The sequence below is a fragment of the Krasilnikovia sp. MM14-A1259 genome, from assembly GCF_047159535.1.
Classification (GTDB): domain Bacteria; phylum Actinomycetota; class Actinomycetes; order Mycobacteriales; family Micromonosporaceae; genus Actinoplanes.
On the sequence record NZ_BAAGAJ010000002.1, the window covers coordinates 4,659,685 to 4,673,692 of the forward strand.

At 72.6% G+C, this 14,008-nt stretch carries 9 protein-coding genes; all 9 read right to left on the reverse strand.

Annotation, left to right across the window (positions count from 1 at the left end):
* Positions 1 to 27: 27 nt before the first annotated feature.
* The 9 genes from ACMCNK_RS21150 to ACMCNK_RS21190 all read right to left on the reverse strand — a co-directional run bounded on the left by ACMCNK_RS21150 (position 28) and on the right by ACMCNK_RS21190 (position 14,007).
* Positions 28 to 2,583 carry an ATP-binding protein gene (locus ACMCNK_RS21150; protein ID WP_412738120.1) on the reverse strand — a complete coding sequence of 852 codons (2,556 nt, stop codon included), beginning with the start codon at positions 2,581 to 2,583 and terminating at the stop codon, positions 28 to 30.
* Positions 2,584 to 2,708: 125 nt separating this feature from the next.
* Positions 2,709 to 3,866 (reverse strand): acyl-CoA dehydrogenase family protein, encoded by a 1,158-nt coding sequence (locus ACMCNK_RS21155; RefSeq protein ID WP_412738121.1) that lies wholly within the window; start codon positions 3,864 to 3,866, stop codon positions 2,709 to 2,711.
* A 35-nt stretch (positions 3,867 to 3,901) separates the two neighbouring features.
* Positions 3,902 to 5,431 carry an acyl-CoA carboxylase subunit beta gene (locus tag ACMCNK_RS21160; protein ID WP_412738122.1) on the reverse strand — a complete coding sequence of 510 codons (1,530 nt, stop codon included), beginning with the start codon at positions 5,429 to 5,431 and terminating at the stop codon, positions 3,902 to 3,904.
* Positions 5,432 to 5,577: 146 nt separating this feature from the next.
* Positions 5,578 to 6,456: a hydroxymethylglutaryl-CoA lyase gene (locus ACMCNK_RS21165; protein WP_412738123.1), complete on the reverse strand. Its 879-nt coding sequence runs from the start codon at positions 6,454 to 6,456 to the stop codon at positions 5,578 to 5,580.
* A gap of 7 nt (positions 6,457 to 6,463) precedes the next feature.
* Positions 6,464 to 7,801 (reverse strand): acetyl/propionyl/methylcrotonyl-CoA carboxylase subunit alpha, encoded by a 1,338-nt coding sequence (locus tag ACMCNK_RS21170; protein ID WP_412738124.1) that lies wholly within the window; start codon positions 7,799 to 7,801, stop codon positions 6,464 to 6,466.
* Between the two features lie 45 nt (positions 7,802 to 7,846).
* Positions 7,847 to 8,449 (reverse strand): TetR/AcrR family transcriptional regulator, encoded by a 603-nt coding sequence (locus ACMCNK_RS21175; RefSeq protein WP_412738125.1) that lies wholly within the window; start codon positions 8,447 to 8,449, stop codon positions 7,847 to 7,849.
* A 52-nt stretch (positions 8,450 to 8,501) separates the two neighbouring features.
* Entirely contained in the window at positions 8,502 to 11,315 is a 2,814-nt protein-coding gene (locus tag ACMCNK_RS21180; RefSeq protein ID WP_412738126.1) for a tetratricopeptide repeat protein, read from the reverse strand.
* The gene (locus tag ACMCNK_RS21185; protein WP_412738127.1) at positions 11,312 to 13,063 is read right to left on the reverse strand and encodes an HSP90 family protein; all 1,752 of its coding nucleotides are present in this window, start codon (positions 13,061 to 13,063) and stop codon (positions 11,312 to 11,314) included. Before ACMCNK_RS21185 ends, ACMCNK_RS21180 begins: the two co-directional genes overlap by 4 nt.
* 44 nt (positions 13,064 to 13,107) lie before the next feature.
* Positions 13,108 to 14,007, reverse strand: a complete 900-nt coding sequence (locus tag ACMCNK_RS21190) for a sulfurtransferase (protein WP_412738128.1) — start codon at positions 14,005 to 14,007, stop codon at positions 13,108 to 13,110.
* Position 14,008 lies beyond the last annotated feature (1 nt).

Genomic DNA, 14,008 nt, shown 5'->3' on the forward strand with positions numbered 1-14,008 from the left:
ACATCAGCGCCGGTCGTCCCCGCCGACTCAGGCAACGTCCGGATCCGCCGGATCGGCGGCGATCGTGCCGAGACTCTCCCGTTCCCAGGGCAGCAGCGCGATGCTCGCCGACCCGCACAGGACGTCCAGGCGGTGCGCCGCGTCGCGCCGTACCGCCGGGTCGGGTGTGGCGGCGATCAGGCCGACCAGCGCCGCGACCAGATCCCGCGGATCGTCGCCCACGGCGTGCGCCTCGGCCGCGCGCGCGAAACACTCGGCGGCCCGTGCCCGCTCCCCGCGTCCGGCCGCGATCCCGCCGTCCAGCAGCGCCGCGGAGAACTCCGCACTCGGCACGCCCGCCCACGGGAATCCGCTGCCCGGCAGCTCCGTACCGGCGAGCGACACGGACGGGACCTCGTCACGCAGCGCGGCCGCCTCCGCGAACCGGCCCGAACGCGCCAGGGCCAGCCCGATCGTCGCCAGTACCCGGCGCCGGTGGTTCGGGGCGGCCAGGCCCACCGTGTCCAGCTCGGCGACCGCCCGGCGGCCCAGCCGCTCCGCGTCCTCCGGCCGGCCGTCCAGGCGGGCCAGCTCGGCCAGCGCCGCCACCGCCACCGCGCGCACCCGGTAGTCGCCGCAGCGGCGGGCCAGACGCTCCACCTCGGCCAGCCGGCGGCGCGCCGCCGCCAGATCGCCGACCCGGATGTCGTGCCAGCTCAAGTGGTGCTGGGCGATCGCCACGTCGCGCAGCCGCGCGTGGCGCCGCGCCAGGACCAGCGCGGCCTCGGCGTGCGCACGGGCCTCGTCCGGCTCGCCCCGCGCCGGCACGGCGAGCAGCAGGTGCGTGGTCACCCGGCCGGCCGCGTCGCCGAGGCGCTCGAAGCTGGCCAGCGCGATCTGTGCTGCCGCACGCTCCTGCGGCCCGGCAAGCCGGGCCAGTCCCGCGTACGCCCAGGCCCGCACCACGGGGTCCGCGTCTGCGGTACGCGGGTCGTCGAGCAGCCGGCGCAGCCACTGCCGTCCGGTCACCTCCCGGGACCGGAACTGCCACCAGCACGGCAGTGCCGCGGCAATGCGCAGCGCGGTGTGCGGGTCCTCCCCGGCCGCGAACGTCAGCGCCGCCCCCAGATCCCCGGCCACATCGTCGAGGCGGGCCGCCGCCGACGTCAGGTCCCCACCGACCAGGTCCGGCGCCGCCTGCTGCGCCAGATCGGCCAGCACCGCCGCGTGCCGGCGGCGGAACGCGGCCAGCTCACCCTTCGCGGACGCCCGCTCGGTGCCGAAGTCGCGCACCACGTCCAGCAGCCGGAACCGGGAGGACCGGGCTCCGCGCACGCTGAGCAGACCCAGCCCCAGCAGCCGGTCGAGCACGTGCACCACGTCCGTACCGGCGGTCGGGCCGTCCGCCAGCATCTGCTCCGCCAGCCGCAGCGACCAGCGGTGACGGAACATGGCGAGGCGGCGCAGCGCGTACCGCTCGGCGGGGTCGAGCAGGCGGTAGCTGGCGTCCACCGCGTCGCGCAGCGACACCACGGTCTCGGGCCGGGCGGCGTCCGGCCGGGACAGGTCCAGGACGCGGTCGCCGTACCGGTCGAGGATCTCCGCGACCGTCAGCACCCGACCGCGCGCGGCGGCGAGCTCGATCGCCAGCGGCAGTCCGCCGAGGCAGCGTACGAGCGTCACGGCGGCAGCGACCTCGTCCGGCCCGACCTCGCTGCGCCCGACCCGGGCGAGGCGGTCCAGGAACAGCGCGACCGCCGGATACGACGCCGCCTCGCCGGACGCCGCGCCGCTGTCGGCGGACGGGGCGACCAGCGGCGCCACCGGCCGCACCCGTTCGTCGGGCAGGCCGACGGAATGCCGCCCGGTGGCGAGGAATCGCAGCCCCGGTACGCGTTCCCGCAGCCGGGACAATGCCTCCGCCACCGCGTCCGGGGACCGCTCGACCGCATCGACGAGCAGCACCGCGGACCGCCCGGCCAGTTGCGCGGGCAGGTCGTCGGGCCGCCCCGCCGCGAACACGGCAGCGACCCCGCCGAGGATCTCCCCCGCCGTGGAGCCGTCCGTGACGACGATGCCGGCGACCCCGCCGGGATGGGCGGCGGCGATCCGGTGCGCCACCACGAGCGCCAGCGCGGTCTTGCCGACCCCGGCCAGACCGACCAGGGTCACCCCGCCGGGGGCCTCCGAGCCCGGCCGGGTCAGCTCCGCGGCCAGCTCGGCGACGTCCGCGTCGCGGCCGATCAGATCGGCCGCCGGGGGCAGCCGGACCACCCGCGGCGCCGGTGGTGCCCCCGCATCGGCCGGTATCGCATCGGCCGGGGCGGCATCGATCGCGGGCGGCGCCGCGGGCGCGTGGCCGCGGGCAGCCTCCAGGAAATCCGTCCGGTCGGCCCCGCACAGGCCGAGCGCATCGGCCAGCAGCTCGGCGGTCATGCGCTGCGGGCGCGCAGCCCGGCCGCACTCCAGGTCGCGCACGGTCCGCACACCGACCGCGGCGCGGGACGCCAGCTCCACCTGGGTCAGCCGGGCCCGCCGCCGGTGGTCGCGCAGCACGGCACCGAATCCCGGACCTGGCCGGTCGGTGCCATGCTCGGACGTCATCCCTTGAACCTAGGCACCCACGTCGATACGAAGCGAATCGGGAGGCCCGGTTGTCGGGGATCGGACCCGGGCGAGCCAGCAGAGGCCGCCGATATCCGCGACACGGTCGCCCGGCCTACCGACCGTCAGAGGCCCAGATCCCGAGAGATGATCATGCGCTGCACCTCGGAGGTGCCCTCGCCGACCTCAAGGATCTTGGCGTCGCGGTAGAAGCGGCCCACCGCGGACTCGTTCATGAAGCCGTACCCGCCGTGGACCTGGGTGGCGTAGCGGGAGTTGTCCATTGCGGCGTTGCTGGCGTGCAGCTTGGCGACTGCGGCGTACCGCTTGAAATCCTCGCCCGCGAGCATCCGGGACGCGGCGTCGTAGTAGCCGACCCGGGCGGTGTGGGCGCGCAGCTCCATGTCGGCGATCAGGAACTGGACCGCCTGGTAGTTGCCGATCGGCTGCCCGAACGCGTGGCGCTGCTTGGCGTACGCGACGGACTCGTCGACGCAGCCCTGGGCCAGGCCGACCGACAGCGCGGCGATGGCGATCCGGCCCTCGTCGAGGATCCGCAGGAACTGGGCGAAGCCCCGGCCGCGCTGGCCGAGCAAGTTCTCCGCGGGCACCCGGACGTCGTCGAACGACAGCTCGTGGGTGTCGGACGCGCACCAGCCGACCTTCGAGTAGCCCGGCGCGACCGTGAAGCCCGGCGTGCCCGAGGGCACGATGATGGTCGACAGCTCCTTGCTGCCGTCCGGCCGCGTGCCGGTGGCCGCCATGACCGTGACCAGGGCGGTGATGTCCGTACCGGAGTTCGTGATGAACGCCTTGGAGCCGTTGATGACCCACTCGTTCGTCTTCTCGTCGAGCACCGCGCGGGTGGCGATCGCGGCGGCGTCGGAGCCCGAGCCCGGCTCGGTAAGCCCGAAACCGGCCAGGTTCTCGCCGCTGGTGAGCTGCGGCAGCCAGCGGGCCTTCTGCTCGGCCGTACCGAATCGGAAGATCGGCATGGCGCCCAGCGAGACCGCCGCCTCCAGGGTGATCGCGACGCTGGAGTCCACCCGGGCCAGTTCCTCCAGTGCCAGGCACAGGGCGAAGTAGTCGCCACCCATGCCGCCGTGCTCCTCCGGGAACGGCAGCCCGAACAGGCCCATCTTGCCCATCTGGCGGATCAGCTCGTACGGGAACGTCTTGTGCTCGTAGTGCTCCGCGATCACGGGAGCGACCTGCTCGCGCGCGAACTCCTGCACGCTGGCGCGCAGCGCCTCCTGCTCCTCGCTGAGCCGGAAGTCGACCATGACGATGCCCTTTCTGTCGGAAGAGGGTGACGCTGCTAGACCGGGGTGACGCCGTGGCGGCGCCGAGAGAACGTGCGGTCCTTGCCGCGGGCGGCGTGGTACCGGCGGACCAGCTCGGTGCGCAGCTCGGCGGGCTCGACGATCGCGTCGATCACCAGCTCGCTGGCCAGGCGCATGATGTCGATGTCGCGCTCGTACTCGGCGCGCAGGTCGGCGACGTACGCCGCCCGCTCGTTCTCGTCGGTGATCGCCGCGATCTTGTTGGCGTACACCGCGTTGACGGCCGCCTCGGCGCCCATCACCGCGATCTTCGCGGTGGGCAGGGCGATCGTGGCGTCCGGCTCGAAGCCCGGCCCGGCCATCGCGTAGAGCCCGGCGCCGTACGCCTTGCGGATCACCACGCAGATCTTGGGTACGGTCGCCTCCGAGATCGCGCTGATCATCTTGGCGCCGTGCCGGATGATGCCCTGCTTCTCCACGGCCGTGCCGACCATGAAGCCGGGCACGTCCGTGAGGAACAGCAGCGGCACGTTGAACGCGTCGCACAGCTGCACGAACCGGGTCGCCTTGTCCGCCGAGTCGACGAACAGCACCCCGCCCTTGAACATCGAGTTGTTGCCGACGATGCCGACGACCTCGCCGTTCATACGGGCGAAGCCGACGGTCAGCTCCTTGGCCCACAGCGCCTGGATCTCCAGGAACGAACCCTCGTCGACCAGGCCCTTGATGTAGCGCCGCATGTCGAACGCCTGCCGTTCGCTGGCGGGCACGAGCGCGGCAAGATCCACATTGGCCGGTTCCGACGCCTCGGCGGCGGGCGGCTGCTGCTCCCAGTTCGCCGGCAGGTACGACAGGTAGCGCCGCACGACGTCCAGCGCGTCCCGCTCGGTCTTGCACAGGAAGTGGCCGACCCCGGACTCGGCGCAGTGCACCCGGGCGCCGCCCATCGCCTCCAGGGTCGTCTTCTCGCCGGTGACCATCTCGACCATCCGGTCGGAGCCCAGGTACATGCTGGCGTTGCCCTCGACCATCGCGACCACGTCGCAGAACGCCGGGATGTACGCCCCGCCGGCCGCGGACGGGCCGAACAGCGCGCACACCTGCGGGATCGAGCCGGACGCCTTGACCTGGTTGTGGAAGATCTTGCCCGCACCGCGGCGGCCCGGGAACAGGTCGACCTGGTCGGTGATCCGGGCCCCGGCCGAGTCGACCAGGTAGACCATGGGGACGCCGGTCGCGTACGCCCGCTCGATGATCCGGATGATCTTCTCGACGGTGCGGGCGCCCCAGGAGCCGGCCTTGACGGTCGAGTCGTTGGCCATCACGCACACCTCGCGCCCGTCGATGCGGGCGTTACCGGTGATCACGCCGTCGGCGGGCAGGGCCTCGGCGACCGCGTTCGCGTACATGCCGTCCTCGACGAAGGAGCCCTCGTCGACCAGCAGCGCGATGCGTTCGCGGGCGAACAGTTTGCCCTTGGCCGCGTTCGCCGCGTGGTAGCGCTCGGCGCCGCCGGCCACCACGCGCTTGCGTACCTGAGCCAGGGCCTCACCGTCGATGGCCACGTCGTCCCCTTCCGAGCCGAACCTGAACGATCGTTAGGCTAGCGCATCGCGCGGGCCGGATCCAAATGAACGTTCAGGAGACCTTCGGTGCCGGAGACACACCGACGGCGCAGGGCCACGCCCTGCGCCGTCGGTGAACGAAGACGTCAGACCAGGCGGGTACGCGGCCCCGCCCGCAGCACACCCGACGGCAGGGTCTTGCCGAGCAGGTCCTCGGCCAGCTCCGCGACCGTGATCAGGTTGTCCAGGTCGATGCCGGTGTCGATGCCCATGTCGTGCAACATGTGCACCACTTCCTCGGTGGCCACGTTCCCGGACGCGCCCGGCGCGTACGGGCAGCCGCCGATGCCGCCCACGCTCGCGTCGAACTCCGTCACCCCGAGCTCCAGCGCGGTCAGGATGTTCGCCAGCCCGGTCCCCCGGGTGTTGTGGAAGTGCAGCAGGTCCGGACGTACCTCGGAGAGCAGGTCACGGACCCGGCGCGGGGTCCCCATGCCGGTGGTGTCGCCGAACGCGATCCGGTCCGCGCCGTCCGCGCGCACCCGCTCCACGATCGACGCGACCCGCTTCGGGTCGATGTCCCCCTCGAACGGGCACCCGAAGCTGGTCGCCACGATCACTTCGAGCGTCGCCCCGGCGTCGTGCACCAGCGGGATCAGCGCGCCGATGTCGTCCAGCGACTCCTCGGTCGAACGGTTCAGGTTCTTCCGGTTGTGGGTGTCGCTGGCCGAGACCACGACCTCGATCTCGGTGAACCCGGCGGCGATGGCCCGCTGCGCACCCCGGGTGTTCGGGATCAGCGCGGAGTACCGCACGTCCGGGTTGTGCCACGCCCGCGCCCACACCTCGTCGGCGTCCGCCATCTGCGGGATGGCCTTCGGGTGCACGAACGACACCGCCTCGATCCGGCGGACGCCCGTGCCCGACAGCGCGTCGATCAGCCGCACCTTCGCGTCGGTGGGGATCGGCGCCTCGTTCTGCAGCCCGTCGCGCGGGGCCACCTCACGGATCGAAACGGCACTCATGGGTGGATCACCTCATCCGGGAGACGATGCCGGTGTCGTAGTCGCCGCCGAGGAACTCGTCGTTCTCCAGCAGCTCGGCGAAGAACGGCAGGTTGCTCTTCGGGCCCACGATCTCGAACCCGGCCACGGCGGCGCGGGCCTTGGCGATGGCGTCTGCCCGGTCCGTGCCGTGCACGATCAGCTTGGCCATCAGCGAGTCGTAGAACGGGGTGACCGTGGTGTCGGCCGCGTACCCGGAGTCGACCCGGACGCCGTCGCCGGACGGCTCGACCCACGTGGTGACCTTGCCGGGGCCGGGCAGGAACCGCTTCGGGTCCTCCGCGTTGATGCGCAGCTCGATCGCGTGGCCGGTGGTGGTCAACGCGTCCGGGTCGAACGTGGGGGCCTCGCCCGACGCGATCCGCAGCTGCTCCTCGACCAGGTCCAGACCGTGGATCAGCTCGGTGATCGGGTGCTCGACCTGCAGGCGCGTGTTCATCTCCAGGAAGAAGAACTCGCCCGTGGCCGGGTCCAGCAGGCACTCGACCGTGCCCGCGTTGCGGTAGCCGACCGCCTCACCGGCCTTGACCGCCGCGGCCAGGAACCGGGCGCGCAGCTCCGGGCTCACCGCGGGCGACGGGGCCTCCTCGACCAGCTTCTGGTTGCGCCGCTGCACGGAGCACTCGCGCTCGCTGAGCGCCACGACCCGGCCGTCGGCCAGGCCCAGGATCTGCACCTCGACGTGGCGCACCCGGGGGAAGTACCGCTCGATCAGCACCGAGCCGTCGCCGAACATGCGCTCGGCGAAGCCGCGAACCTTGTCGTACTCCGTGCGCAACCCGGCCTCGTCGTTCGCGACCGCCATGCCCATGCCGCCGCCGCCCGCCGCGGCCTTGACCATCACCGGGAAGCCGATCGTGCCGGCCGCCTCCAGCGCCGCCTCGACCGTCGCGGCCGGGTCCTGGGTGCCCGGAGCCACCGGCACGCCCGCGGCGGCCATCAGGTTCCGCGCGTTGATCTTGTCGCCCATCGCGGTGATCGCGTCCGCCGAGGGCCCGACCCAGATCAGGCCGTTCTCCTCGACCGTACGGGCGAAGTCCGCGTTCTCGCTCAGGAAGCCGTAGCCGGGGTGGATGGCCTGCGCGCCGGTCGACTTGGCGGCGGCGAGGATCGCCTCGGTGTTGCGGTAGCTCTGGGCCGGGTTGGCCGGGCCCACGCAGACCGCCTCGTCGGCCTCCACGACGAACGGCATGCCCGCGTCCGCCTCGGAGTAGACCGCGATCGCCCGGATCCCCAGCCGCTTGGCGGTACGGATGATCCGGCGGGCGATCTCGCCCCGGTTGGCGATGAGCAAAGACTCGATCATGGCGCTCTTTCTCTGCGGTGTTCTGGGGTGGGGAAGGGCGCTGGGTCAGCGGCCGAGCAGGGCGTGCCCGGTGGCTTCGCACAGCAACGCGGCCCGGCGCTGCCGGTCCACCTCGCCGCCGAGGAACGGCGTGGAGTTCATCAGGCCGAACGCCGAGTGGGCCAGCACCCGGCGCTCACCGGCGTCCAGCTCGGGGCGCAGCTCGCCGAGGACGATCACCCACTCCTCGACGTACAGGCGCTGCAGGCGGCGGATCTGGCGGCGCGGCTCGTCCGGCAGGCGGTCCAGCTCGTGCAGGTGCAGCGCGATGACGGCCGGGTTGGCCAGCGCGAAGTCGACGTGGAAGTCGATCAGGTCGGCCAGCGCGGCCTTCGCGTCACCGTTGTGCCGCGACACCCGGGACCGGCCCCCGCTGAGCAGCCCCTCGCTGACCGGGACCAGCGCGGCGACCAGCATGGCCTCCTTGCCCGCGAAGTGGTGGTAAAGGGCCGGGCCGGTCACGCCCGCGGCGGACCCGATGTCGTCCATCGACACACCGTGGTAGCCGCGGGACGCGAAAAGCCCCACGGCGATCTCCAGGATCTCCTCACGGCGCGAGCGCCGCCGGGGCGCGGGAGCCGTCGTCCGCTGCTGCTGGTCTAGCGTCACCCGGAAACTTTAACCCGCTGTCAAGCCATTCCCTGAACGACCGTTCAGCCAGTTAGACGCCCTCGCGCTCGCGCAGAGCCGCCGCCTCGTCCGTTCGGCCCAGCTCATCGAGCGCCTCGGCCAGCGCCTTCGCCGCGATACGCCGGATCCGCTTCGTCCGGGCCTCGCCGCTGACCAGCGGCCGGAGCAGGTCTTCCACCTCCGCCGCGCGACCGTTCGCCAGCAACGCGCGCCCGAGCAGAACCTCGGCGTCCTGCGCGTCCTGCGTGTACTGGATCTCGCGCAGCCGCTGCGGGACGTCGGTGACATACCCCACAGCGTCCTCGGCGCGGTCCAGTTGCAGCATCAGCCGGGCCGCCTCCCGGTCCAGCATCGCCCGCTCCCACCGCGCCGACCGCTGCGCGGACCCGCCCAGGGCCTCGTACCGCTGCTCGGCCCGGCGCAGCGCCTCCTCGGCCCCGGCCAGGTCGCCGGACCAGCACCGGGACATCAGGAGTCGGCGCAGCGCCCGTACCTCGCCGCGCAGGTCGCCCACCGCGTGCAGGTCGTCGGCGGCCGCGGCGTAGCGGGCGGCCGCCTCGGCGTCCTCGTCCGCGTCGTACATCAGATCCGCGGTCCGGCCCCGCAGCTCGGCGCGGCGGGCCAGGTCGCCGTCGTCGCCGATGCCCTCGATCAGCGCGTCGTACCAGAACACCGCGCCGTGGGGGTCGCCGAGCGCGGAATGCGTGGTGGCCAGCAGGTTCCGGGCCTTGTCCGCGTCCTCGGTGCGGCCGCGTCGGCCGAGCACCACCACGGCCTCCTCGGCGACCATCACGGCCTCTTCCAGGCGCTCCAGCTCCTGGTACACCTCGGCGAGCTCCAGCCGGATCTCCGCGGCCCGCTCGGTGAGTCCCCGCGCGGTGCACCACGCGATCGCCTCGACGAAGTCGTCGATCGCCTCGTCGTCGCGGTCGAGGTGAATCCGGGCGCGGGCGCGGCCGAGCCGGGCCTCCAACGCCACCGAGGTGTCGCCGCACGCGACGGCCTCGTCGAACGCGGCTTCACACGGAGCCGCGGCGACCCACTCGAACAGCTTGCCGACCGTCACGGCCGCCCGGGCGACCCGGTCCCCGGGACCGTGCGCGCGGTAGAACTCCAGCGCGGAACGGGCCGCCGTTTCGGCCTCCGCGCGCCGCGACAGCTTGTCCAGCAGCGGCGCCCGGAGCATCGCGTACCGGGCGGCCATCCGCGGGTCGTCCAGCTTCGCCACGTACGCGTCGGCCCGATCCTGGGCCTCCAGCGCCTCTTCGTGACGCCCCGTGGCCGACAGCGCGGCGGCCAGCCGGGCGCACGCCTCGGCCGATGCCCACTGGTCGTCCCCGTCACCGTGGAAGGCGACCTCGGCCCCGACCATGGCCAGCCCTTCCTCCACCTCGCCGGCGATCACCCGCGTGAGGCCCGCGATGCCGACCGCGGTGGCGGCGCCCGCGGGCACACCCGCCTCCTGGAACATGGACTCCGCGACGGCCAGCGAATCGACCGTGCCTTCGGTGTCCCCGGCCCATCGACCGCCGGCGATTATCTGCATGAGCCGGCGGGCACGGGCCAGCGGGCCGGGGTCGTCGGCGCGGAACCGGCGGTCGTACGCGGTCATCAGGGCGGTCTGCTCGTCGTTCCGGTCCTGCCGCTCCAGTTCGTCGGCGAGGTCGAGCAGCTCGTTGGGGTCGGCGTCCTGGGGCAGCGCCATCGGCTCCGGTGCGGGCGCGGGGCGAACCGACGACGGGCGGGCCGTCGGTGACAGCCGGAACGGCTCCGGGAACGGCTCCGCGGCCAGCGTGGCGGCGATCATCCCGCTCTGGGCGCTCGTGCCGTTGCGGGCGTCGAACCGCGCGGCCGTCCCGGTGGCGAACGCCGCCAGCTCCTCGGCGAGCACGGCCGCCGGAACGTCGCCGCGGCCGCGGCGACTGACCTGCACCTCGGTGTGCCCGAGTGCGGGCAGCCGGCGCAGCAGCATCGCGGACGCCGCCGCGAAGTGCATCGCCGCGGACGGCGACGGCGCGCGGTCCAGCCAGTCGACGTGCCGTTGCACGATCTCCACGCCCCGGATCTCGTTGCCCGACAGTGCGCAGAGGGCGACGTGGTCGCCGATCTCCCGCAGGTCGGCCAGGCGCGGCCGCAGCAGCCGGTAGCCACGCCGGTGCGCGTTGGTCGCCAGCTCCAGCCGCCCGGTCGACACGTAGGGCTCCAGCAGCGCGGTGAGAATCTTGTGCGGCTGCTCGACGCAGGTCAGGCGTCCGGCGAGGATCGGCTGTGCCAGCTCGACCGCCTCCTCGTGCCGCCCCCGCAAGGCCAGGTACGCGATCTGGTCGGTCGGGTCGCATCCGGCGCAGTCGCTGAGCCGGTCGCGGGGGGTGGTCTGCCACCGCTCGTACCGGTCGTCGGCCGCCGCGTCGTCGCCGACGTGCGCGGCCACCAGCATGCGGTACTTGTGGACGGCCTGGCTGCCGTACCCGCTGTCGCGGTAGCGGCGCTCCATGTCGTCCAGCACCGCGTACGTGCGGGCCAGCGGCACTTCGGGGAACTTGAGCAGCGCGGAGACCATGTCCTTGAAATGCCACAGCAGGCCGTACTGGTAGCGCTGGTGGAAGTCGGCGGGGTCGGAGTCGAAGTCGCTCAGGCAGCGGGAGAACGGCACGAACGCCTTGGCCGGCTCGCCGCCGTACACGTACGCGTGGGTCGCGTGGATCCGTGTGGCGAAGGCCAGCTCCCGGTCGCCGGACGCGTCCGCGTGCCGCAGCACCTGTTCGGTGAGGGCGATCTGGGCCTCACCGGACGGCATCGACTTGGCCTCGCGCAGCAGGGCCCACAGCTCCTGGACGGACCTCATGCCCGGTCCTGTCCGGGGACGGCGCGGTCGAGCAGGCCGAGGAACGACGTGTTGAGCAGCGCGGTGTCCTGAGGCCGTAGCGGGTGGTAGCCGAGCAGCAGCGCCTGGCCGTACAGGGCCTCGACGGCGAGCCCGGTCAGCTCCTCGTCGCCCAGGGCGCAGACCCGGCGCACCAGCGGGTTGCGGTGGTTGAGGACGAGCTGTGGCCGGTCCCGGGTGACGGAGTAGCTGTCGACCGAGTCGAGTACGCCGCCCCACACGTCGTCGGCCCGGTCCCGGGTTTCGCGCAGCTCCTGATAGAACTCCGCGGACCGTGTCTTCAGGAACAACGCGGGCAACTGGTCCGGGTCGAACGCCCGCATCACCACCTCGCAGCCCAGCGGGTCCAGCCGGCGCTGCGCGGTCAGCAGGAACGGCATCAGGTCCACTTCCGTGGCGGCGGGCAGCTCCTCGAACCGGGTGGCCAGCTCACCCGGGTCCATCCGCTCGACGACGATCGAGCTGTCGATCCGGCCCAGCCGGTCCATCAGCTCGGCGTCGTACAGGTACGTACCGTTGATCAGGAACACGTCCTGTGCGGCCGCCACGGCCGCCAGCCGCCGGAACTCGTCCCCGTCCTTCACGTAGCGGATGACGCCGTACCGGGCGCGGAACTCGGCCAGCGTCAGCCGGCCGGCGTTGGTCTCCATGTCCCAGTACTGCTCGACCAGACGCAGCATCTCGTCGTCGTGCAGGGCGAGCGCCTTGACGCTGACATAGTGGACATTCAGGAACGCCCGCAGCCGCCCGGGGTCCGCCACCGACAACCGGACCAGCCAGCCGCGGAGCTGGTCGGCGATGGCGTCCCGGGTCGCCTCCAGCAGGCTGTCGTCGTACAGCGCCTCCCGGCTGGCGGTCGGACGCAGCTCGGTGCTGTCCACCACGCAGCGGGCGAAGAACGCCCACTCCGGCAGCAGGCCCTCGACGGATTCGGCGAGCAGCATCTGTTTGAGGTACACCCGGTGCCCGCCCCGGGACGCCGGGTTCACCGACGTGGGCAGCACGTACGCGACCCCGGTCAGGCCCGCCTCGGGCACGTTCAGCTCGATCACGTCGAACGGGTGGAACCCGAACGTCTGCTGTGCGTAGTCCAGTGCCGGACGCAGGCCGCCCTTCCAGGGCAGCGAGTCCACAGTGGTCCTGGTGCCGTCGACCGTGACGGTGACCGGCAGGAACGATCCGTACAGCCGGGCCAGCTCGGTCACCGTGGCGCCGGTGAGCCAGTGTTCGGTGCCGCGACGCGGGGTGAGCGTGACCGTGGTGCCCGGCTCGCGGTCCTCGCCGGGCGCAACGGCGTAGCGGCCGTCGGCGAAACCGGTCCACAGCACCGCGGGAGCGCCGTCGCGGCGGGTGTGTACCCGGATCTCGTCGGCGACCAGGAAGCAGGACAGCAGCCCGATGCCGAACTGGCCGAGGAACTCGTGCCGCGCGAAGCCCAGCTCGTCCCGCTTGGAGCTGCGGCCGATCGTGGCCAGCAGCTCGTGCACCTGCGCCTCGGTCAGGCCGATGCCGTCATCGGCGATGCGCAGCGTGCCGTCGCCGGTGTGCTCGGCGGACGCGATCGTGACCACACCGGGCGTACCGGCGGCGGTGATCGCATCGACGGCGTTCTGCAGCAGCTCGCGGACGTACACCCGGGGGCTGGCGTACAGGTGGTGGCTGAGCAGGTCGACGATGCCCCGCAGATCGACCTGGAAGGTGTTGGTCACGGCCGGACACGGTACCGATGTCCGGCCAGTCACGGCGTCCCGTGTCAGGCCAGGCCGCCGGGCCGGTCCCCCCGCACGATCGGGGCCCGGACCAGGTTGCCCCACTCCGTCCACGATCCGTCGTAGTTGCGCACCTGCGGGTACCCCAGCAGGTGGTGCAGCACGAACCAGGTGTGGCTGGACCGCTCGCCGATCCGGCAGTACGCGATGACATCGTCGCCCGGCACCAGCCCCAGCTCGTCCCGGTAGATCTTGGTGAGCTCGTCGGCCGGCTTGAACGTGCCGTCCTCGTTGGCCGCCGACTTCCACGGCTTGCTCAGCGCACCCGGGATGTGGCCACCGCGCAGCGCACCTTCCTGCGGGTAGTCCTCCATGTGGGTGCGCTCACCCGTGTACTCCTGCGGCGAGCGCACGTCGACCAGCGGGTGGCCGTTGATGATGTGCTTCAGCACCTGGTCCCGGAATGCCCGGATCGGTGCGTCGTCGCGCTCCGGCACCGGGTACTGCGCCCGGGGCCGGGCCGGCTTGTCCCGGGTGAGCTCGCGCCCCTCGGCGACCCACTTCTGCCGGCCGCCGTCGAGCAGTCGCACGTCCCGGTGCCCGAACAGGCTGAACACCCACAATGCGTACGCGGCCCACCAGTTGAAGTTGTCGCCGTAGAAGACGACCGCGTCGTGGCGCCCGATGCCCTTGGCCGCGCACAGCTCCGCGAACGCGGCCGGATCCAGGTAGTCGCGGGTGATCTGGTCGTTGAGCTCGGTGTGCCAGTCGACCTTCACCGCGCCCGGAATGTGGCCGGTGTCGTAGAGCAGCACGTCCTCGTCCGACTCGACGACCACGAGCCCGGGGGTGCCGAGGTGCGCGGCCAGCCATTCGGTGGTGACCAGCCGTTCCGGGTGGGCGTACGCGTGGAGCGAAGGTGCGGGGTCTGGCGCGACGGACATG